20 protein-coding genes are annotated in these 24,708 nt (G+C 33.0%); 10 read left to right on the forward strand and 10 right to left on the reverse strand.

Annotated features, from left to right (window positions below):
• The first annotated feature begins 6 nt into the window (after window positions 1–6).
• From HSX10_RS06900 to HSX10_RS06910, 3 genes are all read left to right on the forward strand, one after another.
• Entirely contained in the window at window positions 7–1,842 is a 1,836-nt protein-coding gene (locus tag HSX10_RS06900; RefSeq protein ID WP_173587482.1) for an ABC transporter ATP-binding protein, read from the forward strand.
• Window positions 1,843–1,860: 18 nt separating this feature from the next.
• On the forward strand, window positions 1,861–2,367 hold the full coding sequence (locus HSX10_RS06905; RefSeq protein WP_173587483.1) for a DUF2480 family protein: 507 nt from the start codon (window positions 1,861–1,863) through the stop codon (window positions 2,365–2,367).
• A gap of 196 nt (window positions 2,368–2,563) precedes the next feature.
• Window positions 2,564–3,511: a DUF3078 domain-containing protein gene (locus HSX10_RS06910; protein WP_173587484.1), complete on the forward strand. Its 948-nt coding sequence runs from the start codon at window positions 2,564–2,566 to the stop codon at window positions 3,509–3,511.
• Between the two features lie 80 nt (window positions 3,512–3,591).
• On the opposite strand, the gene HSX10_RS06915 is transcribed toward HSX10_RS06910, so the two are convergent.
• Together HSX10_RS06915 and hflX are read right to left on the reverse strand one after the other, a co-directional pair.
• Window positions 3,592–5,862, reverse strand: a complete 2,271-nt coding sequence (locus tag HSX10_RS06915; RefSeq protein WP_173587485.1) for a penicillin-binding protein 1A — start codon at window positions 5,860–5,862, stop codon at window positions 3,592–3,594.
• Between the two features lie 15 nt (window positions 5,863–5,877).
• A complete protein-coding gene (hflX, locus tag HSX10_RS06920; protein ID WP_173587486.1) occupies window positions 5,878–7,089 on the reverse strand; it encodes a GTPase HflX in 1,212 nt (403 codons plus the stop codon).
• A 73-nt stretch (window positions 7,090–7,162) separates the two neighbouring features.
• Here hflX and HSX10_RS06925 point away from each other — a divergent pair, with 73 nt between their 5' ends.
• The 4 genes from HSX10_RS06925 (at window position 7,163) to HSX10_RS06940 (ending at window position 16,453) form a co-directional block, all read left to right on the forward strand.
• On the forward strand, window positions 7,163–8,113 hold the full coding sequence (locus HSX10_RS06925; RefSeq protein WP_173587487.1) for an endonuclease/exonuclease/phosphatase family protein: 951 nt from the start codon (window positions 7,163–7,165) through the stop codon (window positions 8,111–8,113).
• A 240-nt stretch (window positions 8,114–8,353) separates the two neighbouring features.
• On the forward strand, window positions 8,354–13,573 hold the full coding sequence (locus tag HSX10_RS06930) for an FIDD domain-containing protein (RefSeq protein ID WP_173587488.1): 5,220 nt from the start codon (window positions 8,354–8,356) through the stop codon (window positions 13,571–13,573).
• Between the two features lie 34 nt (window positions 13,574–13,607).
• Window positions 13,608–14,513 (forward strand): PorP/SprF family type IX secretion system membrane protein, encoded by a 906-nt coding sequence (locus tag HSX10_RS06935; protein WP_173587489.1) that lies wholly within the window; start codon window positions 13,608–13,610, stop codon window positions 14,511–14,513.
• Window positions 14,514–14,533: 20 nt separating this feature from the next.
• On the forward strand, window positions 14,534–16,453 hold the full coding sequence (locus HSX10_RS06940) for an OmpA family protein (protein WP_173587490.1): 1,920 nt from the start codon (window positions 14,534–14,536) through the stop codon (window positions 16,451–16,453).
• Between the two features lie 54 nt (window positions 16,454–16,507).
• On the opposite strand, the gene HSX10_RS18880 is transcribed toward HSX10_RS06940, so the two are convergent.
• Genes HSX10_RS18880 through HSX10_RS06950 form a run of 3 tightly spaced genes read right to left on the reverse strand, consistent with a single transcriptional unit; the run spans window position 16,508 to window position 17,517 of the window.
• The gene (locus tag HSX10_RS18880; RefSeq protein WP_367651257.1) at window positions 16,508–16,702 is read right to left on the reverse strand and encodes a YciI family protein; all 195 of its coding nucleotides are present in this window, start codon (window positions 16,700–16,702) and stop codon (window positions 16,508–16,510) included.
• 21 nt (window positions 16,703–16,723) lie between these two features.
• Window positions 16,724–17,056 (reverse strand): hypothetical protein, encoded by a 333-nt coding sequence (locus HSX10_RS18885; RefSeq protein ID WP_367651258.1) that lies wholly within the window; start codon window positions 17,054–17,056, stop codon window positions 16,724–16,726.
• A complete protein-coding gene (locus tag HSX10_RS06950) occupies window positions 17,050–17,517 on the reverse strand; it encodes a CYTH domain-containing protein (protein ID WP_173587491.1) in 468 nt (155 codons plus the stop codon). The genes HSX10_RS18885 and HSX10_RS06950 overlap by 7 nt, the downstream gene beginning before the upstream one ends.
• Before the next feature lie 92 nt (window positions 17,518–17,609).
• Between HSX10_RS06950 and dinB the strand changes: the two genes are divergently transcribed.
• On the forward strand, window positions 17,610–18,719 hold the full coding sequence (gene dinB, locus HSX10_RS06955; protein ID WP_173587492.1) for a DNA polymerase IV: 1,110 nt from the start codon (window positions 17,610–17,612) through the stop codon (window positions 18,717–18,719).
• An 89-nt stretch (window positions 18,720–18,808) separates the two neighbouring features.
• On the opposite strand, the gene pyk is transcribed toward dinB, so the two are convergent.
• The 5 genes from pyk to HSX10_RS06980 all read right to left on the reverse strand — a co-directional run bounded on the left by pyk (window position 18,809) and on the right by HSX10_RS06980 (window position 23,112).
• A complete protein-coding gene (gene pyk / locus HSX10_RS06960) occupies window positions 18,809–20,248 on the reverse strand; it encodes a pyruvate kinase (protein WP_173587493.1) in 1,440 nt (479 codons plus the stop codon).
• 4 nt (window positions 20,249–20,252) lie between these two features.
• The gene (locus HSX10_RS06965; RefSeq protein ID WP_173587494.1) at window positions 20,253–20,732 is read right to left on the reverse strand and encodes an IPExxxVDY family protein; all 480 of its coding nucleotides are present in this window, start codon (window positions 20,730–20,732) and stop codon (window positions 20,253–20,255) included.
• Window positions 20,733–20,866: 134 nt separating this feature from the next.
• Window positions 20,867–21,607 (reverse strand): ribonuclease III, encoded by a 741-nt coding sequence (rnc, locus tag HSX10_RS06970; protein ID WP_173587495.1) that lies wholly within the window; start codon window positions 21,605–21,607, stop codon window positions 20,867–20,869.
• A 7-nt stretch (window positions 21,608–21,614) separates the two neighbouring features.
• The gene (gene fabF / locus HSX10_RS06975; protein ID WP_173587496.1) at window positions 21,615–22,865 is read right to left on the reverse strand and encodes a beta-ketoacyl-ACP synthase II; all 1,251 of its coding nucleotides are present in this window, start codon (window positions 22,863–22,865) and stop codon (window positions 21,615–21,617) included.
• A 13-nt stretch (window positions 22,866–22,878) separates the two neighbouring features.
• Window positions 22,879–23,112, reverse strand: coding sequence for an acyl carrier protein (locus tag HSX10_RS06980; RefSeq protein ID WP_013869581.1), 234 nt, complete (start codon window positions 23,110–23,112; stop codon window positions 22,879–22,881).
• A 272-nt stretch (window positions 23,113–23,384) separates the two neighbouring features.
• Here HSX10_RS06980 and purN point away from each other — a divergent pair, with 272 nt between their 5' ends.
• Both purN and HSX10_RS06990 read left to right on the forward strand, forming a co-directional pair.
• Window positions 23,385–23,945 carry a phosphoribosylglycinamide formyltransferase gene (purN, locus tag HSX10_RS06985; protein WP_173587497.1) on the forward strand — a complete coding sequence of 187 codons (561 nt, stop codon included), beginning with the start codon at window positions 23,385–23,387 and terminating at the stop codon, window positions 23,943–23,945.
• A 101-nt stretch (window positions 23,946–24,046) separates the two neighbouring features.
• Window positions 24,047–24,688, forward strand: a complete 642-nt coding sequence (locus HSX10_RS06990; RefSeq protein WP_173587498.1) for a ribonuclease H1 domain-containing protein — start codon at window positions 24,047–24,049, stop codon at window positions 24,686–24,688.
• Window positions 24,689–24,708 lie beyond the last annotated feature (20 nt).

Below are 24,708 nucleotides of genomic sequence, written 5' to 3' on the forward strand. Positions count from 1 at the left end.
TTATAAATGCCAAGAAGACATTTTACATCACTAAAAGACGATAAGAAAACTAATTTCAAATCGTCTTTTAATGCTTTAGTATATATTCCTCGATTTTTTAAAGAAATTTGGAAAGTCAACAAAGGCCTTTTTCTTCTATCTGCATTCTGTAGGTTAATAGGTGCTGTACTTCCTGTTATTATTTTATGGATAGGAAAACTTATTGTAGATGAAATTATCTTACAAATTTCATTAGACAATCCAGATTATTACACACTTTGGACTTATGTAGGGACGGAATTTGGTTTAATTATTCTTTCAGATTTAGTGAGCAGAGCTATTTCATTAACCGATGGTTTGCTTGGTGATGAGTACAATATAACCAGCTCTGTCACTATTATAAAAAAGACCAATCAAATAAATATTAGTTTATTAGAAGATTCTGAATTCTACGATAAATTAGAACGTGCCAGAACACAAACCAACGGACGTGTTGGACTTATGTCTAACGTACTTTCTCAAGTACAAAGCGGTATTTCTATCGCCACACTTGTTGCAGGTTTAATTTATTTTGAACCGTATTTAATAATTCTGTTGGTTCTAAGTATTATCCCTTCATTTATAAATGAGGTACGCTTTAGCCAACAACAATATTCATTAGCACGAAGCTGGACTTCTGAACGTCGAGAATTAGACTATTTACGTTTTATAGGTGCTAACGATAAAACAGCAAAAGAAATTAAGCTTTTTGGCTTGACAGATTTTATTGTGAATCGTTTTCAAAACCTGTCCGAAGAATATTACCAGCTTAATAAAACACTAGCCATAAAGCGTTCTGCACTTGGCTTTCTATTCAACGTTTTAGGTTCTATTAGTTATTACGGAGCTTATGTGTTTATTATCTATCGCGTACTATCAGGAACAATAACCTTGGGTGAGTTAACCTTTTTATCGGGTGCATTTAACCGCTTAATGAAGAATTTACAAGACTTCTTTTCTAAATTCACACGTATTTCTGAAAGTGCTTTATATCTTAAAGATTATTTTGATTTTATTGATATTTCAATCGTTTCTAAAGCAAAAGAAGATATTAAATTACCAAAACATATCAAAATAGGTTTTGAGTTTAAGAATGTACATTTTGCGTATCCAAATTCTGATAATGAAATTCTAAAAGGAATCACTTTCACATTAAAAGCAGGTGAAAAACTAGCTTTTGTAGGTCAAAATGGTGCCGGAAAAACCACATTAATCAAACTACTATTGCGTTTTTACGAACCTACTTCGGGTGAAATATTATTAGACGGCGTTAATATTAATCGTTTCAACATAGCCGAATATCAGGAATATTTTGGTGTTATTTTTCAAGATTTCTTTCGATATGAATTTACTGTAAAAGAAAATATAGCCATTGGAAATATCAACGAACTAGAGAACCAAGCTAAAATTGAAAATGCTGCAGAACTAAGTCTGGCTAACGATGTTGTTAAAGAACTAAAAAAAGGCTACAATCAACAATTAGGAAAACGCTTTTTTAACGGACAAGAATTATCAGGCGGACAATGGCAAAAAGTAGCCTTAGCAAGAGCTTATATGAAAAACGCAGAAGTTATGGTTTTAGACGAACCTACTTCTGCCTTAGATGCAAGAGCAGAAAGCGACGTTTTTGAACGCTTTATTGGTTTAACCGAAGGAAAAACTAGCATTATTATTTCCCATCGATTCAGCACCGTTCGTCAAGCCAATAGAATTTTGGTATTAGAACACGGTAAAGCTTTAGAAATTGGAACCCATGAAGAACTCATGAAAAACCAAAACCTGTATGCTGAATTGTTTACACTACAAGCAGAAGGCTATCAATAAAATAATTACCTTTAAATTATGGCAGAAGACATTATAAATAGAGTTGCAAGTAGCAAACTAAGAGTTATAGATTTGGAAGATTACTATCCTAAAGGGAAACGTGTTCTTTTTGATATAAAAGATTGGTTATTGGAAGGCTTTGTACTTCGTGAAAAAGAATTTAGAGCGCATGTTGCAGCACAAGATTGGTCCCAATACCAAGATTGTTTTGTAGCACTACACTGCTCTACTGATGCTATTGTACCCGATTGGGCATATATGCTTATTGCTATAGAACTAGAAACCTACAGTCAACAAACTATTATAGGTACTTTAGATGAATTAGAATCTTTACTTTACGCTCACATTATTTCTAACTTAGATGTTTCAGAATATGAAGGATTTCCAGTGATCATCAAAGGCTGTTCTAACAAACCTGTACCAGCAAATGCATTAGTACTACTCTCTCAAAAATTAAAACCAATTGCCAGATCTATTATGTTTGGCGAGGCTTGCTCTGCTGTTCCTCTATATAAAAAACGATAGAACATAAGCAAATCTTAAAATTTTATTAAAATCTATTTTTGAGTTGGCTTACTAGATGAAAACAAAATAATTTTACACCTTTAAATTATATTATTATCGAATATAAATTGTGACTTCACTCAATAAAATGGGTCTAACAATAGAGTAATTTAATTAATGTAACCTAAAACAATAAAAAAATAAAATTTACCTTATTATGAATATCAACAAGAAATTATTTTTATCAGCATCGTTAATGTTAGCCATTAGCTTTGGTTTTTCTCAAACAAAAGAAGAATTACAAACTCAAAAAGCCGAGAAACAAGCAGAAGCAAACAAGTTTCAAGGAGAAGCTAATGCTTTACAAGCACAAATTGACGCTTTACCAGGTTGGAGAACAGGTGCTTTTGGTACCATTGGTGGTAACTTATCTGAATTTAGCGACTGGTACTCTCAAGGAACACCAAATAACAGTTCTGGAAATATTGGAATTTCTTTTAATGCATTTGCAAATAAAATTGAAGACAAATATTTTTGGAGAAACGCTTTAACTACAAATTTTGCATGGGTAAAATTAGATGATAAAGATGATAATACGGACAGCGATTCTTTCGAATCTACTACTGATGTCTTTAATATTTCTTCCCTTTACGGTAGAAATATCACTAAAACAATAGCTATTTCAGCTTTAGGAGAATACAGAACAACACTTTTAGATAACTTTAATGATCCTGGATATTTAGACCTTGGTATTGGTGCAACATGGACACCAATTGAAAACCTAATCGTAGTAGTACATCCTTTAAACTACAATTTTGTTTTTGCTGATGAAGACACTGTTTTCGAATCTTCTTTAGGTGCTAAAATTGTAGCAGATTATACAAGACAAATTGGAGCTATCCACTTCAAAACAAACCTATCTGCTTTTCAAAGCTATGAATCTTCTGATTTATCTAACTGGACATGGACAAACTCATTTAGTTATAAATTATGGAAAATGATTGGTGTTGGTTTTGACTTTGGTTTACGTAGCAACAAACAAGAAGCTTTAAATTACATACAAAATCTACCTGTTGCAGATGGAGGTAATCCTTCAGAAACTTTCGATTCTGTAGACAATAAATTACAATCTTATTACACTGTTGGTTTATCATACTCGTTTTAATTAACCAACTTATAAAAAGTACAAAAGCCTGTCTAAATTATCTTTAGACAGGCTTTTTTTTATGCAATTACATCACAACTTTAGTTGAACTTTTTCTTCTTATCCTTCTTCTTAAACAAGCGTTTAATAAAGCCATCTCGTTTAGTTGGCTCACAATCTAAATCTTCTAATACTTTATCTGAAGGTTTTTCAAACTTAGCCCTTGTTATCGATTTATAGTCGTTATCCTTGTTTAACTTCTGATAGAATTTGGCAAAAATCGGTAAAGCTGAATTTGCACCTTGCCCCATTCCTGTAGATTTAAATCCAATACTATGGTTGTCATTACCAACCCAAGTTATAGTGACTAAATTTGGCGTTAAACCAACAAACCAACCATCTTTATTGTTTTGTGTAGTTCCTGTTTTACCTGCAATATCATTGGTTAAACCATAAGTATTTCTCAATCGTGTTGCGGTTCCTTTATTTACTGTAGATTTCATCATCTCTAAAAGCACCTGCCTTGTATAATCACTGAAGGCTTGTTTTTCGGCAATTTCAGGTTCGAAGGTTGCAATAACATTTCCGTTTTTATCTTCAATTTTAGTGATATAATAAGGGGTAACGGATTTACTTTTATTTAAGTAACTCGCATATGCACCTGTTAATTCTTTCAAATTAATTTCAGCAACACCTAAGGCTAAAGAAGGTTCTTCGGGCATTTCTTTTGTGATTCCTAGTTTTTCAACTTGCTCAATCACCTTTTCAATTCCGACTTCTTCTAACACCTTAACAGAAATGGTATTTACGGAATTACTCAAGGCTTTTTCTAGTGTATAATTGATATACGGATCTTCTTCAGAGTCTCCCGAATTACTAGGTGCCCAATCGTCATAATCTGTGTAAGTCACTTTGCTTAATGAAAAATACGTGCAAGGATCTAAACCATCATCTACAGCTGCAGTATATACAAATGGTTTAAAAGTAGAACCGACTTGACGTTCACTTTGAGAAACATGATCGTATTTAAAATAACGATAATCAACACCCCCAACATAAGCTCTCACAGCTCCTGTAGTTGGCTCAATAGATAGCATTCCTGTGTTTAAAAACTTTAGATAATGCTTCAAACTATCTAGTGTAGATATATTTTTAATCGTATCGCCTTGCCAAGTAAATAAATCTGTTGGTCGTTTAATGCTTAAAGAATCTTTAATTTGTTGATCCGTAAGTCCTTTTTCTTTGTAAGCTTTTACCTGAGGTAATTTATTAATTTCACTTTCTAGAAGTTTCCTATTTGTTTCCCAAGGTCCAAATTTCCCGTAAGAACTTTCAAAAGCAGCTTGCAATTTACTCATGTGCTCTTGCATGGCCATTTCTGCCAATTCTTGCATTTTGTAGTCTAGAGTGGTATGTACAATAAGTCCATCTTTATATAAATCATACTTTTCACCATTTGGTGTTTCTAAAGTATCTAAAATAGATTCTAACTGCTTTTTAACTTCAGCTCTAAAATAAGGGGCTAAACCTACATTGTGATTAAAAGAGCGATAATCTAATTCTAACTCTTGATCAGAATAATAAGTTAAGGAATCTTCAGACAGATAACCATAATTTTTCATCTGAAATAAAACCACATTACGTCGGTCTTTACTGCGATCTAAGTGTACTCTGGGATTGTAATAGGTATTCGCTTTTAGTGTCCCAACTAAAGTTGCTGCTTCATTAATAGAAATATCTTTCACCGATTTATTAAAGAATTTAAGCGACGCACTTTCTATACCATAGGTATTATCGGAAAACGGAACGGTATTTAGGTATAAGGTTAAAATTTCGTCTTTAGAATAAACCTCTTCAATACGTTGTGCTACAATAGACTCTTTAAACTTATTAATTAGCATACTAAAAAATGCATAATTCTTCCTTCCATATAGATTTTTAGCCAACTGAAGCGTAATTGTACTTCCTCCTCCGGCTGATTTATCTTGAAGAATTAAATTCTTAACAAACACACGCATTAAACTAATATTATCTATACCGTCGTGCTCATAAAAACGAGAATCTTCTGTCGCAACTAAGGCTTCAATAAGATGTTTGGGTAGGTCTTCAAACTTTACAGGCTGTCTGTCATAAATATAGTATTTACCTATTAATTTTTCGTCTTTATCTAAAAGCTGCGTGGCTTGTTCTTGTTTAATAGAACTGATATCGTCTATGGTTGGAACTTTTCCAAAAAAACCAGCATATATGCTAATGTATAAACCAAAAAGAAATAATAAAATGGCTGCTATTAAAATAACGAGCCATTTTATCCATTTGCTTTTTAATATCTTTTTAATCGAAGTTTTAAAACGCGATTGGGAAGTATTCATAAAAAGGAAAGGTTTTTATTCTATATCTTCAACATCTGGATATAGGAAATGATTGTATGGAAAACGTGTCACATGGATTTCTCTGACTTCTTTATAAACGCGTTTTCTAAAATCGTCCATGTTCTCTTTATTTAATGCTGAAATAAATAAAGCGTTATCACCAACTCTAGACATCCATGTTTTTTTCCATTCGTCAATAGTAAAATTAGCTTCTGTGCGTACTTCAACTAAATCTTCTTCGTCAAAAGGTTCTGGCTCATAAGCATCAATTTTATTAAAAACCATGATAGTTGGCTTGTCTTTACTATCAATTTCGTCTAAAATCTGGTTAACCGAATCGATGTGCTCTTCAAAATTAGTATGAGAAATATCTACAACGTGAAGTAATAAATCTGCTTCGCGAACTTCATCTAAAGTACTTTTAAAAGATTCCACCAATTGTGTTGGTAATTTTCTAATGAAACCAACAGTATCACTCATTAAAAATGGCAAGTTACCAATCACTACTTTTCTAACAGTAGTATCTAAGGTTGCGAACAATTTATTTTCAGCAAAAACATCACTTTTACTAATGACATTCATTAACGTAGATTTCCCAACATTGGTATAACCAACTAATGCTACACGTACCATTTTACCACGATTACCACGTTGTACGGCTTGTTGTTTATCTATAACTTTAATCTTCGCTTTTAGTAAAGCAATTTTATCGCGTACAATACGTCTATCCGTTTCAATCTCTGTTTCACCAGGTCCACGCATTCCAATACCCCCTTTTTGACGTTCGAGGTGTGTCCACATTCCTTTTAGTCTTGGTAATAAATATTCACATTGAGCTAATTCTACTTGTGTTCTAGCATAACTCGTTTGTGCACGTTGCGCAAAAATGTCTAGAATAAGATTGGTTCTATCTAAAATCTTACAATTTAGTATGCCACTAATGTTTCGTTCTTGAGCAGGCGATAATTCATCATCAAAAATAACAGTACCTATATCATTTGCTTCAACAAACAACCTTACATCTTCCATTTTTCCTGTACCAATGAAGGTTTTAGGATTAGGAATAGCCATTTTTTGTGTGAAACGCTTTATAACTTCACCACCGGCAGTAAAGGTTAAAAACTCTAATTCATCTAAGTATTCTTTAGATTTTTCCTCATCCTGGTTTTGAGTTACAACACCAATGAGTACTGCTTTTTCTAAATCTATATCTTTTTTTTCTATCATATTTAAAGTAAAGTACAAAGTTAAGCATTTGGTTTATCCCAATATAATGTTTAAAAACCTATATTTATTCCCTATGAATAATACACCTACAAATTACACTATTGCATTCTATAATATCGAAAATTTATTTGACATAGAAAACAATAACCTAATAAATGATAATGACTTTTTACCAACATCAAGAAAACAATGGACAAAAAAGCGTTATGATAATAAAATATTAAAATTAGGATCCGTAATTTCTAAAATAGGTAATGATAATAATGAAACAGCACCAGTATTAGTTGGCTTAGCTGAAGTAGAAAATAAAAAAGCACTTTCAGACTTAATTAATAGTCCTGATCTTAAAGGTGAAAACTATAGTTATATACATTACGACTCTCCAGATGAAAGAGGAATTGATGTTGCATTACTATATAAGAGTGCTATATTTAAAGTAAGCCACTCTGAAACTTTCTCTGTGTATCTTGAAAGAGAAAATGGAGAACAAGATTATACTAGAGATATCTTACTAGTAAAAGGTGAACTTAATAATGAAAAAATTAATGTCATTGTTAATCATTGGTCTTCACGAAGAGAAGGGATTAAAGAAACCGAATTTAAGCGTATTGCTGCGGCAAATGTGGTTAATTCTGTTATTAAATCATTAAAAAAAGATGATCTAGATGCAAAAATAATTGTAATGGGAGACTTTAATGATAATCCCAATACCAAAAGCATACAATTACTAGAAGACGAAAGCCTTCTTTTTAATCCTTTTAAAACGGTTTGGTCTTATGATAATGGAAGTTCTAGTCATAATTTTCAATGGCAATTATTCGATCAAATTTTGTTTAGTACTAATTTTTTTGACCCCAATAACTCCAAACTAGCATTCCATAATGCTCAGGTTTTTAACAATAAATTTATCACTCAGCAGCAAGGTCGGTACAAAGGCCAACCTTTTCGAACTTTTGTGGGGCAAAAATACCATGGTGGTTATAGTGATCACTTTCCTGTTTTCATTGAATTGAAGCCTTCATAAAAAATCCACAGACCATTTATCGATTAATCTTGTAGTTAATCTATTTTAGCAGTGTTAACAAGATGTTAATAGACATTTTTTATATATTCGGGTTTGTATTGTATGATCGTCTAACTAGCGAAATCAGTACATTTCACACCTCTTATTCTCTACAAAACCAACAAAACTATTTGTAATCAACTAGTTACAAAAAGAAAGTGTTTTATAGAGAACGAATAATTTTCAACAAACTGATTAACTATGAAAAAAATTACTCTTTTTTTAATTATGCTGGGATTTTTCCTAACGGCTAGTGCTCAGTATAGTTTTCCAACAGTAGTAGGTCCCACAAACGTGGTTGAAGGAACACCTGTTACTATTGAACTAAATGACGTTGCAAACTCATCTGGAGTGCCAGCTTCATCATCAGGATCTTATAATTCCTTTTTAGTAACTGCAGATTGGTCTGCAGGGGCTGGAGGTCCTTGGTCTTCAGAGGCTGATATAACACTAACAACATCAGCTGGTAGCGTTACAATAGATCCACCAACAACTAATGGTAGTTTGGGAAGTGATGCCGTTATAACATTTGCTGGCGAGTTACCAGGAGCTTATGCCCCAACAACAGACGGAACCTTAGACTTAATTCTTAATCAATCTTATTTTATCTCTGATGCAAACTGGTCTAATATTGTTGTAACATTATATGAAAGTCCTACATGTATTATACCTTCTGCGATGTCTACTTCAATGTTAACAACAACATCTGTAGATTTAGCTTGGAATGCTGGAGATACAGAAACATTATGGAATTTAGAATACACTAGCGAAACTGATTTTGTCCCAGGAAACGGTGAGGAAGAATTTGCTACTAACATAACAGGAACACCAGAAATATCTTTAACAGGTTTAACAGAGTTTACAACCTATTATGTATACTACCAATCTGACTGTGGTACAACAAACGGATCAAGCGAATGGGCTGGACCTTTTACTTTTTATACAGGTTATTGCGATTCTACACCAACAAGCAATGATGGTAATGGTATTGGACAAATACAATTAGGAAGTGAAGTATTTACATCTGGTGGAGATATTACTTATGAAGATTTTACAGCTACAACAGTTGATTTAGCAGCTTCTATAACAGCTAACATGCAAATAACATTTCTTACAGGATATACATATAATGTAAATGTTTGGATTGATATCAATAATGATTTAGTATTTGATAACGATACAGAGCTATTTTATCAAGGAGAATCTACATTTAATAATCCAACGATATTAGACGCATCTTTTTTAATGCCAGATGCTCCTTTAGGTGTATACAATATGAGAATAGGTACAGCTGACTCTGGACAATTTACGCCCAACCCTTGTTATTCAGGTCTCTATGGTGTAACTGCGGATATGACTATAAATATTACAGAAGCACCAGATTGTGTTCCTCCAAGTGCTTTAACAGCAACAGGAATTGGAGCAAGTAATGCAGAACTTAGCTGGGAACAAGCAGGAACAGTATCGCAATGGAATGTTGAAGTTGTACCTAATGGAACTACACCGACAGGGACACCAACAGCAACAGATATTTCTAATCCATATACAGCAACTGGCTTAAGCGGATTAACAACATACGACTACTATGTACAAGCTAATTGTGGCAGTGAATTTAGTGCATGGGCAGGACCTTATACTTTTACAACATTATGTGATGTTTTTATACCTGATTATATTCAAAACTTCTCAAATATAACTCCAGATTGTTGGGATGAGGCTGATAGTGGAGATGCAACAACAGGACCATCAGATTTTGGAAATGGATCTTGGTTAGAGGACGGATTTCTTAATGATGGAAACACAGGTGCTTATGCTATTAACTTATGGCTAGCTTCAAAAAGCGATTGGTTACTTACCCCTCAATTTGATTTAACAGGCGGACCATTTCAAGTAGAATTTGATTTTGGTATTATGGATTATGCTAGTTCAACCGTTGCAGGAACTTTAGGTTCTGATGATATTGTACAACTACTTATGTCAACAGACAATGGAACTACTTGGATAAGTCTATTAACTTATGATAATACTTCTGTAGTATCTGCAAATGGAGAACACCCTGTAGTAGACTTAACAGCATATAGTGGTCAGATTGTACAATTTGGAATTTTAGCATCTGAAGGAACTGTAGATGACTCTGAAGATGTTCAAGTCTTTGTAGATAACTTTAGAGTAAGAGGTATTCCTACATGTCCTGAACCTGTAGATTTAGCCGCGACAAACTTAAGTTTAACTTCAACAGAATTAAGTTGGACAGAAGCTGCAGGAGCTACATCATGGAATATACAATATGGTGAAGCTGGTTTTCAAATGGGTACAGGTACTTTTGAACTAGGTATTACCTCTAATCCATATGTATTATCTGGATTAACAGCTGATACAAGTTATGAATTTTATGTACAAGCAATATGTAGTCCTGGTGACGAAAGTTCTTATAATGGTCCTTTTGAATTCTATACAGGGTATTGTGTTTCACTCCCAACAAGTAATACAGGTGATGGGGTTAACAATGCTAGACTTGGAGTTATAGATTTCCCTAGTTCTGGAGATGTTAATTATGAAAACAACACATCAACTGTTGTTAATATATTTAGAGGAATAACAACAGATTTCGAGATAGAATTTGGACATACTTCAACCTATAACACTAGCGTATGGATTGATTTTAATAATGATTTAATTTTCGATGATACAGAATTAGTCTTCGATGGTGAATCAGCAGGTGCAGATTTTACAGATTCATCACATTTATTTGACGCTTCTTTTATAGTACCATTATCAGCTCAAGTCGGTGAGCACAGAATGCGTGTCGTAACTACTAATTTTTCAACACCAACGCCTTGTTATACAGGTACAAGTGGGGTAACTTTAGATTTCATCGTTAACATTGAAGATTTAACTTGTACGTTAGCTGAAGCAGAATACGAAACAGTTATAGATTGCGATAATGATCAATTTTTTATTAATGTAACTATTAATGATTTAGGTAGTGCAACTTCACTTGAAATTTCAAATAATTTTGATACAAATACAATACAAGCGCTAAATACAGGTACTTACCAAGTAGGTCCTTTTGGATATGGAACCGTAGCAAAAGTTTTCGTTGAGAATGAACAAGATAGTAATTGTCTTATAAGTAGTTCTAATTACGAAATTACAGGATGTCCACCAGAAAATGATAATCCTTGTAATGCGACTATTGCATTTGTTAATGATGATATCTTATGTGTACAGAGCACACCAGGTACATTATTAGCTGCAACACCAACAGAACCTAGTATTGCAGATCCATCATGTGGTGGAGATCCGGATGATGATGTTTGGTTTCAGTTTGTAGCACAAAATGAATCTCAATTAATCTCGTTTGCAAACATAGGAGGCAGTAATACTACTGATTTAGATCATTCAGTTTACGAGGGCACTTGCGACAACTTAACAGAAATTTCATGTACATCTGGCTTCTCTGAAGTATCTAGTGCAGCAACGGATCTTACCATTGGAGAAACATACTATATTAGAGTATATTCTGGTGGCAATTCTAATGAAGATACAACTTTTGATCTATGTATTACACCATACCTTGCTCCTCAAAACTTGGAATGTGACTTAGCTGAAAACTATTGTAGTGGTAGTGATGAAAGTGATATATTATATACTTATAATACAATAAACGTAACTCCTGGTGATGGTACTATAGACTGTCTATTTTCAACACCAAACCCTACCTATAGTCTTTTAGAAATAGGAACATCTGGAGATATTTTAATTGAAATGGTACAAAACACGGCTTTTGATGCTAACGATAATCCAATTGGAGAAGAATTAGATGTCGATTTTATTCTATGGGGACCATTTGCAGAAGATGACGATTTATGTGATTTATCAGCTGTAGTAGACTGTAGTTATTCTGCAGCTGCAGTTGAAGATGTTACACTTACAGGAGCTCAACAAGGTGAAATATACCTACTATTAATTACAAACTTTGCACAAGACGTAGGTGTAATACAAGTAAGACAAACAAATGTTGGAGGTGCTGGTGCCGGTAGTACAATAGCAGATATAACCGCTTCAATTGTAAGTGATGATATTTATATAGACCCTACTAACGATGTATCAGAAATAGATGAAGTTCCTGTTTGTGATTATGATTCAATTACAATTGAAACAGACTCACCTTTTGCAGATGATTTTATCTGGACTAAAGATGGAACTACAATAGATGGTGAAAACGGAAATAGTCTTATCGTTACAGAATCAGGAGTCTATCAAGTACAAGCATTTGACACTCAATGTAATTCAAACGCTTTATCTCAATTGGTAAATATTAATCTATACGTTAAACCAGATCCTATTGACCCACAAACAATTACAGTATGTGATGGACCTGAAGCAAATGGAATAGAAGAGTTTGATTTAGATGCATTAACAACATCACTTGGCCTTACAGGATTTACGGTAACGTATTATACGAGTATAGGTGATGCATATCAAACTTTAAACCCTGTTAGTTCTCCATATGAATCTGCAGGAGAAACATTAACAATAAGAGTAGAAGATACAGCTGCATTTAACGATGGTTATTTAGGATGTCCTGAATTAGCTGATGTAGAATTAATAGTGAATGAAAGACCAGTAATTAACCAACCTCAAGATTTCATTGTATGTGATGATTTAGATGGTGCAGTTGATGGTCTTACAGATTTCAATTTAACATCAATTGACAGTGAAGTTACTTCTGAAGACAATATGGAAGTTTCATATTACACGTCATTAGAAGATGCAGAAGCAGGAACAAATGCATTATCAAATACGTATACTAGTGGTGGAGAAACTATTTATGTAAGAGCATTAAATACAGTAACGGGATGTTACGAAACAACATCATTTAATATAGAGATAAACCTTGTGCCATTGGCTGATATTGACGCTCAATATAATAATATTGTATGTCCAGATGCAACTACACCGGTTACAATTGGTATATTACCTTTAAATTTTGATGAAGCAGATGTAACTATAAGTTGGGAATTAGAAGGTACACCAATTGAAGGTAGTGGCTTAACTCTAGATACTGTTTTAGAGTCAGGTGAGTATACAGCAATAATAGAATTTAACGATTCAGGCTGTATAAACCCAATAGATATTACTGTAGAAGAAGCTGAATCTTGTGTTTTCCCAGAGGGTATTTCACCAGGTGTTACACCAGGTCAAAATGATACTTTTGACTTAAGCAGTTTTGGTGTAATTAAACTAGAAATATTTAATAGATACGGAACACTTGTATATTCTAAAGATAATTATAGAAATGAGTGGCATGGTCAAACAAACGATGGGGATGATTTACCTGTTGGAACTTATTTCTACACCGTTATTTATGAAGGTGGAGCAAAATCTAAAAGTGCTTGGGTTTATATTAACAGATAATCAAAATAAAAACTAACCGAATCAAATAATTACAATGAAAAAACTCACTATTATAGTGGTCTTGCTTTTAGCATTTAAAATGCACGGTCAACAAGATCCTCAGTACACCCAGTACATGTATAATATGAACATAGTAAATCCTGCTTATGCTGGATCAAAAGAAAACCTTTCTTTTGGACTATTATACAGAAATCAATGGACTAAGATTGATGGGGGACCTGAAACAGGAACATTTTTTGGACATACACCAATTGGTAATAACCTAGGCTTAGGTCTGTCTTTAATCTCAGATCATATTGGGCCGGTTACAGAAACCAATGCTTATGTAGATCTTTCATACACTCTAAAGCTTGGCGGTGAACACCGCCTTGCCTTTGGTGTAAAAGCCGGTGCTACATTTCATGATATCGGTTTAACAAGTTTAGATGTTGTAGATCCAACTGATGCATTCTTTTCTCAAGATGTTAATGAGGTCACTCCAAACGTTGGTGCTGGATTATTTTACTATACCGATAAATACTATGTATCCTTATCTGCACCTAACTTATTATCATCAGTGCATTTAGATGCAAATGGTTATAAAATAGGATCTGAAACGCAACACTACTTCTTATCTGGTGGTTATGTGTTTGATATTTCACCTAATACAGAACTTAAACCTTCTGTAATGGTAAAATCTGCTTTTGATGCACCGACGTCTTTTGATGTTAACTTAAATGCTAGATTCTTTAAGAAATTTGAAATAGGAGCTTCTTACAGATTAGATGATTCGTTTTCTGGTTTAGTAAACTTTGCTATTACACCGTCTGTAAGAATTGGTTACGCATACGATGCTATAACATCAGACATTAAAGAGTACGCGCCTGCATCTCATGAGATCATGTTATTATTTGATCTTAATTTCCCAAAACGTGTTTCTCGTTCACCTAGATACTTTTAATCAGTTAAGCTAAAACAATTATGAAAAACTTTAATACATTATTACTTATTACGTTGATGAGTGGCTTTTGCTTAACTGCTCAAAACAAAGACACAAAAAAAGCAGATAAACATTTTGACCGTTACGAATTTGTAAAGGCTGTAGATGATTATAATAAGCTTGTTGAAAAAGGAAAAGCAGACAGCTATGTTTACGGACAATTAGCAGAAAGTTATTATAACATTTTTAATACCGTAGAAGCAGAACGCTGGTATGCTAAAGCTTTAGAAACTTCAAGTGATCCTGAAATGGTTTTTAAGTACTCACAAATGCTCAAGGCTAATGGAAAGTATGAAGAATCTAATGTGCAAATGGATAAATTTGCTACAATGAACCCTTCAGATAATAGAGCTATTGCATACAGGGAGAATCCAGATTACTTACCTAAAATTTTAGAACAAGGTAAAAAGTTTAACATTCAAAATGCTGATTATAATTCTGAACAATCAGACTTTGGAGGTATTATGAATGATGGTAAACTTTATATTACTTCTGGTCGTAATGATAATAGAAAAAACTATGGTTGGAATGATCAACCATTTTTAGATATCTATACAATTACTAAAAACACAGATGGTACTTCTCAAGAAGCTACATTAGCAAACAATGAGATCAATACAAAATACCATGAAGGTTTAGTATCTTTTTCTCCAGATGGAAAAACAATGTACTTTTCAAGAGAAAGTTATTTTGAAAAAGACTACGAAAAAGATTCAATTAGCAGCGCTAGATTTAGTCAACTTTATTTATTTAAAGCAACTAAATTAGGTGATGATTGGGATACTGTAGAAAGTTTAGCTATTAACAGTGAAAACTATTCTGTAAAAAATCCTTCAGTAAGTGCAGATGGTAAAACAATATACTTTGCCTCTAATATGCCAGGTGGATATGGAAACTTTGATATCTACAAAGCTTCTATTAATACAGATGGTACTTTAGGAGAACCTGTTAACATGGGACAAAAAGTAAATACTGAAGCACAAGAAATGTTTCCATATATCAGTAGTAACAATACATTATATTTCTCTTCTAATGGTCATTTAGGACTTGGTGGTTTAGATGTATTTTATACAAAAGAAATAGATGGTAAAATAGCTACAATTCGTAATTTAGGAATTCCTATAAACAGTAATACTGATGATTTTGCCTTTATAATTGACGAAGAAAATGACCAAGGTTTAGTATCTTCTAACAGAGCTGGCGGAAAAGGAAGTGATGATATTTATGAATTTAAAAAACTACAACCGCTTTGTGATGTATTAATTAATGCTACAGTTTTAGATGATAAAACACGTGAGCCAATTGCAGGTGCAACAGTAACATTATTTGATGCAGAAGGTAATAAGGTTGTTTCTAAAACATCAAACGCAGAAGGTCTTGTTGAATTCATGATAGAATGTGAAGAAAACACAGAATTGGAAGTTGTTATGGATGGTTTTGACAGTAAAAAAGTACAAGTCAAAGGAACTAACGAAGAAGAAAACAATGTTCAGATTTCTTTAGATCCTATCGAAAAATTAATCTTAGCTGAAACAATAGATTTAGCTCCGATTTTCTTCGAATTTGATAAGTCAAACATTACAGCACAAGCAGCATTTGAATTGGATAAATTGGTTCAGATTATGAACAAATATCCTGAAATGAAAATTTATGCAACCTCTCATACAGATTCTAGAGGACCTGAATCTTATAATACAGGGCTTTCTGATCGTAGAGCTAAAACTACGGTACAGTATGTAATCTCTAAAGGTATTGACGCATCTCGTATTACAGGTGAAGGTAAAGGTGAAACAGAACCTAAAGTAGATTGTTCTACTGGATGTACTAAAGCACAACACGCTGAAAACAGACGTTCTGAATTTATTATTGTAACTGAAGAAACAGAAACAATAGAAGAATAAAAATCAATTAATGATTTATAAAAAAAGCTCTGAAGAAATTCAGAGCTTTTTTATTTACCGTAAATGATGACCTTTTGCAGCCCACCAGGGATGAATTTCAATAGTTAGCCTCCCCTCTTTAACCATAGGATCAGAATTTGCTAAACTATCAGCTATTTTTAATGTAGGTACATTATAAATTGTAACACCTCTAATATCTCCATCATCATCAAATGGACCAGAGATATCAGCCAAACCTAAACTATACATTTTACTTAAGTGTGCTAAATGTTACTCTTGTAGTAAAGCAGCCTCTTCTTCATTCTGATTACGAATAGGTCCTTCTTTCAAGAAAGCCATAAAATATTGTTGCATTAATATTGTATCTTGAGTCTTATTGTCTACATAATCAAACACCTTAAACCCATCAGCTTCTAACTGTTTCTTTAAATCAGCTACTGATATTTTTGGCTCTTTTAATACTTTATCTAATTCAATTACAGGTTGCTTAGAATTAACAACTTGTGGAATTTGTGCATTAACTTCCGTTGTCGTTTCATTCTTACAACTAAAAAAACTACAAACAACCAAAGAAGAAAAAAGTACTTGTTTTAATTTTACCATGATTTATATGGGGATTTACTTAATATTGAATTATAATATTTTATATCACCAGTAACTTCCTTTCCTAACCAATTTGGTTTTTTATAGGTTTCATTTTCAGAAATTAATTCAACTTCAGCAATAATTAAACCTTCATTGTCACCATAAAATTCATCAATCTCAAAAACATGATTATTAGATTTAACTTCATAACGTGTTTTATCTATAATACCAGGTTCACAAAGTAATAATAAAGCTTCAGCTTCCGTTTTAGATATTTCTTTTTCCCACTCAAAACGCGTTAACCCATTTACTGAAGACTTTCCTTTAACGGTAATAAAACCTTGATCATCTTTTAATCTTATACGTACAGTTCGTTCTTTATGACTATTTAAAAAACCTTGCTTTATACTGTAACTATTAAAAGCTTCCGATTTAAAAACATTAGAAGTCACTAAAAATTTACGTTCTATTTCTTCCATTTTTTGTCCTGAAAAATACAGGGATATTATTTAATTAATTATAATCTCAAATTAGAGATTCCTGCAGCCACAGGATTTCATAAATTTACAGTATGCTAAGCGATTTACCAATAAGAAAGATAATTCATGTAGATATGGATGCATTTTATGCATCTGTAGCACAATTGGACAATCCGGAACTGAAAGGTAAAGCCATAGCTGTTGGAGGTGGAGGAACAAGAGGTGTTGTAAGTGCTGCAAGTTACGAAGCTAGAAAGTTTGGTGTAAAAAGTGCCATGTCTGGCCGATTGGCGATAAAACTTTGTCCTGATTTAATTTTTGTTAAAACAGATTTTGAGCGTTATAAAACTATTTCAAAAAAAATAAGAACCATTTTTTTAGATTATACAGACTTAGTAGAACCATTATCACTTGATGAAGCTTACTTAGATGTAACAGAAAACAAAAAAGGGCTTTTTAGCGCTTCTTTAATTGCTGAAGAGATAAGACAAAGGATATATGAAGAAGTAGGCCTTACAGCTTCCGCAGGCATCTCTATTAATAAATTTATAGCAAAGGTTGCTAGTGATTACAATAAACCAAATGGACAAAAAACCGTAAACCCCGAAGATGTACTTCCTTTTCTAGAGGAATTAGATATTAGAAAATTTTATGGTGTAGGTAAAGTAACCGCCGAAAAAATGTATCAAAAAGGGATTTTTACAGGGAAAGACTTAAAAACTAAATCTATAGATTACTTAAGTAAAAACTTTGGGAAATCTGGTCTGTACTATTACAATGTTGTAAGAGGTATTCATACAAGTGAAGTGAAACCAAATCGCATTCGTAAATCGTTAGCTGCAGAACGCACCTTTAGTGAAAATCTTTCTTCTGAAATCTTTATGCTAGAAAAATTAGAGCAGATTGCTGAAGAAGTAGCCAAACGATTGCAAAAAAGCAATGTATCTGGTAAAACAATAACTCTTAAAATAAAATATAGTGATTTTACATTACAAACACGAAGTAAAACTTTGCCCTATTATGTGAAAGAAACTTCAATTATTTTAGAAACAGCTAAGGATTTATTATACCAAGATAGGCTGAATAACTCCGTTCGTTTATTAGGAATTTCACTATCTAATTTAAATATCAATGCTAAACTTCCTGAAAAGGATTTAAAAGAAAAAAAGTCAATTAGTGTACAATTAAAGTTTAAATTTTAATCGTTCAATAATTGACTTTAGAAATATAGTAAGCTAACGAATTAACCTAAAGACTGAAACAGAGTCTAAGTTATCATTAACAAAATTATTTATAAGCTACAGCTTTCAATCTCACTAACTCTTAGTGTATTTACCATACCTTTATCTTGTATTGGCATCGCTGCTAAACTAATAAGCATATCTCCAACATTAGCATAACCTTTTTTACAAGCTATAGTATTAACGTCATCAATAGTTTCATCAGTACTTACAAACTTATCATAGTAAAATGCTGTAACACCCCATAATAAACTCAATTGAGTAAGAATACGACGGTTAGAAGTAAATACTAAAATATGAGCTGATGGTCTCCATGCTGAAATTTGAAATGCCGTATACCCACTATTTGTTAATGTAGATATCGCTTTTGCATTAATTTCATTTGCCATATTGGCTGCATGATAACAAATCGCTTTAGTTATGTAACGTTTAGTACGAATATGTGGTGGAGATTGTGGTACTTGAATAAGTGGAGAATGTTCTACAGTACGAATAATATTAGCCATTTGTCTAATAACCTGTACAGGATATTGACCAACTGAAGTTTCACCAGATAACATTACTGCATCAGCACCATCCATAACAGAATTGGCAACATCATTAACCTCTGCACGTGTTGGTGTTAAACTTGTAATCATTGTTTCCATCATTTGGGTAGCAATAATTACAGGAATTCTAGCACGCTTAGCTCTAAGTACTAATTGTTTTTGTATTAAAGGAACTTCCTCTGCAGGAATTTCAACACCTAAATCACCACGAGCTACCATTAAACCGTCACAGTAAGCAACAATTTTATCGATATTTTCTACTGCTTCTGGTTTTTCAATTTTAGCTATAATTGGAATTTTATGTGCACTATGCTCACTGATTAATTTTTCAAGTTGCATTAAATCTTCAGCATGACGTACAAAAGATAAAGCGATCCAATCTACTTCTTGACCGATTGCAAAAATTGCATCTTCTATATCTTTTTCTGTTAATGCAGGCTGAGAAATATCTGTATTAGGAAGGTTAACTCCTTTTTTAGACTTTAATGGACCTCCTTGAATTACTTTAGCTTTTACTTCACTTACATTATCTGTAGATACAACTTCAAAAATTAATTTTCCGTCATCTAATAATATACGTTCACCTGGTTTAGCATCTTGAGGAAACCTATCATAAGTCATGTAAACACGATCCTTAGTTCCTTCAAAACGTTCTCCTGTAGCAAAAATAATTTCGTCACCTTCATTTACGATGACTTCTTCTTTCATTACTCCAACACGTAATTTAGGACCTTGTAAATCTCCTAAGATTGAAGCATTATAACCATACTCTTTATTAAGTTCGCGAATCATTTTAATACGCTCTTCAACATCTGCATAATCAGCGTGAGAGAAATTGATTCTAAATACATTTGCCCCCTCATCTAGCATTGCTTTTAAAACTTCTTTGCTACTTGTTGCTGGGCCTAATGTGGCTACTATTTTTGTTTTCTTGTGTGACATCTATTCAAAAAATTAAGTGGTCTTTTGATTTTATTTTTAACGGATCTACCGTATAACTTGTTATAATTTGTGGAATACTTTTTAACTTACTTAAAATAGAGTTTTCATCAAAATTGTGTGATTCTTCAGAAATTTTAAGAAAAAAATCTACTTTTTTATATTCAGAAATTAGATAAAATGTTTTCAGTACTTTTTCGTTATCATCAAATAACGTCCCAGAACTAAGCAGACTATCTTCTTCCTTTTTACATACATTTGAAATTAAATTCCATAATACATATTCGGTTTCATTATCCCATTCAAAAATACTGTAAGAGGATTCCAAATATTTAAAGTCAACATCTTGATCTTTACGCTCTAATCTAAGCTCTAAATGTTTATTAAGCAAATAAGCCAACCGATAATCTTCTAACCTACAATGAATCGCAATTAATGTATAGGAGTCATCATAAAAATCATCAACCTGAAGTTTGTGTAAAGCCATTCAATTATAACTTTGAATTGCAAATATACCACTTTAAAAGATTAGTTAGCTTAAGAAATGGTTAAGATTAGTTCTTAAAACCAGCGAAAACGTTCTCGTTAAATGCTTTTAATTTAATAGGAAGAAATTACGGATTAATGAGAGCTGTTAATTTTGTTTTGTAAAGCAAAAAAAGCGCGTTTAGAAGCTTTTTCTTCGGCCTTTTTCTTAGATGTGGCACGAGCTTTAGAAACGACTTTATCGTTAATAGAAAGTTTTACAGAAAAATGTTTTAACTCATCTTTACCTGTATCTTCATAAACCTCATAATTAAAGGTATTCTTTTCTTTTTGGCACCATTCTATAAGTAAACTCTTATAACTTATCACCTTACCTTCTAAGGACTCAATATCTACATGTGGCGTAATAACACTCTTGTAAATAAATTTTTCACTAAAACTATAACCTCTATCTAGGTAAATGGCTCCAACTAAAGCTTCAAAAAGATTACCATGTATGTTATTACCAAAATTAGAAGTCGGAATTCTACTTTCTACAAAGTTTATAAGTCCTAGATCTTCACCTAACTTATTAAGATTTTCTCTGCTCACCACTTTAGAACGCATCTTAGTTAGATAACCTTCATCACCATGTGGAACCTCTTTAAACAAGTATGCGCCGACAACTGCCCCAATTATGGCGTCACCAACAAACTCTAGACGTTCATAGTTAATTGCATTTCCTTTAGCGTCCTTAATATTCATAGAACGGTGCGTAAATGCAGTAATATACAACGACTTAGTCTTGGGTTTAAACCCAATAATTTTCTTAAGTTGAATAAAAAAATTCCCGTCTTCTTGAGAGCGGGAATTTAATATGTTACGAATGAAGCTCATTCGGGATTTAATCTAATTTTTTGAATAATACGCAGGCGTTATGACCACCAAATCCAAAGGTATTACTCATTGCTACTTTAATGTCTCGTTTCTGAGCTTTATTAAGCGTTAAATTTAATTCTGGATCTATGTTTTCGTCAACCGTTTCGTGGTTGATTGTTGGTGGTACAATACCATGCTCCATCGCTAATATTGAGGCAATAGACTCAATAGCTCCAGCAGCACCCAACAAGTGACCTGTCATAGATTTTGTAGAATTAATATTTATGTTCTTAGCGTGGCTTCCAAATACTTCAGATATAGCTTTTAACTCTGCAACATCACCTAAAGGTGTAGATGTTCCGTGTGTATTTATATGATCTACGTCTTCCGGTTTTAAACCAGCGTTTTCTAAACAATTTTTCATTACAGCAACAACTCCAATCCCATCAGGATGTGGCGCTGTCATATGATATGCGTCAGAAGATAAACCTCCACCTAATACTTCGGCGTAAATTTTAGCTCCCCTTGCTTTTGCATGTTCATACTCTTCTAAAACAATCGCACCAGCACCTTCACCTAACACAAAACCATCACGGTTAGCATCAAATGGTCTAGAAGCTGATTGAGGATCGTCATTTCGAGTACTCATAGCATGCATAGCATTAAATCCGCCCATACCAGCAATAGTAACTGCAGCTTCACTTCCTCCTGTTATAATCACATCACAAGTCCCTAAACGTATAGTGTTTAAAGCATCGATCATTGAGTTTGCAGAAGAAGCACACGCAGATACTGTAGTATAGTTAGGACCCATAAAACCATATTTTATAGATATGTTTCCAGGTGCTATATCAGCAATCATTTTCGGAATGAAGAAAGGATTAAAACGAGGTGTACCATCACCAGCAGCAAAGTTTAACACTTCATTCTGAAATGTTTCTAAACCACCAATACCAGCTCCCCAAATAACACCTACTCTTAGTTTGTTTAAAGAATCTAGATCTAGTTTCGAGTCTACAATTGCTTCATCAGAAGCGACCATTGCATACTGCGAAAACTTATCCATTCGCTTTGCTAATTTCCTATCAATAAAGTCAGTAACTTCAAAGTTTTTTATTTCACAAGCGAACTTAGTCTTGAATTTTTCAGGATCAAAATGTGTTACTTCGGCAGCACCACTTTTTCCACTAATAAGAGCATCCCAATATTCATCTTTGGTATTTCCTATTGGTGTAAGTGCACCTAAACCTGTAACTACTACTCGCTTTAATTCCATAAAAATAGAGTTATTATTTTGCTGCTTCTATATAAGAAACTGCTTGACCAACTGTTGCAATGTTTTCTGCTTGATCATCTGGGATTTGAATATCAAATTCTTTTTCGAATTCCATTATCAATTCAACAGTATCTAATGAATCCGCTCCTAAATCGTTTGTGAAGCTTGCTTCAGTTACAACTTCGTTTTCATCAACACCTAACTTGTCTACGATAATCGCTTTTACTCTTGATGCAATGTCTGACATAATTTTTTAATTTTAAGTTTTATTAGACGGCAAAAGTAAAAAACTTTATTTTAAAAAACACCTTTACCGATAAAATGTACACATAAAATAATGCAAATCGATAGAAGTATTTGGTTTTTACCGCTAATTGTAAATTATTATTCTTTTTTTTGTTCGAATATTTGAAACAAATATAACTGTAAATGCAATGAACTGAACTAAAGTTTGCTAAACATTCTGTAAATTTTAATTCATAAATTACATTTCAATATAATCTAAAATAAAATTAATTGATGAAACGTATTGTGATTTTTGCCTCCGGAAGTGGATCTAATGCAGAAAATTTAATTAAGTTCTTTCAAAACAGCGATACTGCGTCTGTTATTCAGGTATTAACAAACAATCCTCATGCCAAAGTTTTAGAGCGCTGTAAAAAACTAAATGTTAGCGCATTGTCTTTTAATCGAATTGCTTTTTCTAAGTCCGAAGATGTTTTAAACATTTTAAAAACGGCACAACCAGACCTTATAATATTAGCTGGTTTTCTTTGGAAGTTTCCCGAATTCATATTAAAAGAATTCGAAAATAAAGTTATTAATGTTCACCCTGCATTGCTTCCTAATTATGGTGGAAAAGGCATGTATGGCATGAATGTTCATGACGCTGTGGTTGCTAATAAAGAAACTGAAACAGGTATCACAATCCATTATGTGAACGAAAATTACGATGAAGGTGCTATTATTTTTCAAGCAAAATGTGAAGTTTTACCATCGGATTCAGCAGATGATGTTGCAGGAAAAATTCATTTGTTAGAGATGGAGCATTTTCCTGTAGTAGTTAATGAGTTATTATAAAATTAATCAAATGTCATGCTGAACTTGTCGAAGCATCTTTATGAGATTCTTCATTTCATTCAGAATAACAAAAGAGATTCCCGTTTTCACGGAAACTGAAGATGAGTAAAAAGAAAAAAAAATATTATACCGTTTGGCAAGGACACAAAAAAGGTGTCTTTACCTCTTGGAATGCATGTAAAACCCAAATAAAAGATTACCAAGGTGCGCAATACAAATCATTCCCAACACTTGATGAAGCCGAAAAAGCATTAAAAGGAAATTATTTTGATTACATCGGTAAGAACAAAACCTTTAGTAGTGGTCTTACTAATGCAGAACTCAAGAAAATTGGATTACCAAATTACAATTCTATTTCTGTAGATGCGGCTTCTAGTGGTAATCCTGGGATTATGGAATATAGAGGTGTAGATACTAAAACAAAAAAGCAACTCTTTATTCAAGGCCCTTTTGAACAAGGGACTAATAATATTGGCGAATTTTTAGCACTCGTACATGGCTTAGCTTTTTTAAAACAACATAAAAGCGAGCGCATTATGTACACCGATTCTAGAACCGCTATGAGTTGGGTACGTAAAAAAACATGCAATTCTAAGTTAAAACGAAATGCAAAAAATAAACCTGTTTACGATTTGGTAGATCGTGCTGTAGAGTGGTTAAAAACTAATGAATATTCTACAACGATTGTAAAGTGGGAAACAAAGGCTTGGGGTGAGATTCCTGCGGACTTTGGAAGAAAGTAACACAAACACCTATCTATTAC

The organism is Winogradskyella undariae, assembly GCF_013285155.1.
GTDB classification, from domain to species: Bacteria; Bacteroidota; Bacteroidia; order Flavobacteriales; family Flavobacteriaceae; genus Winogradskyella; species Winogradskyella undariae.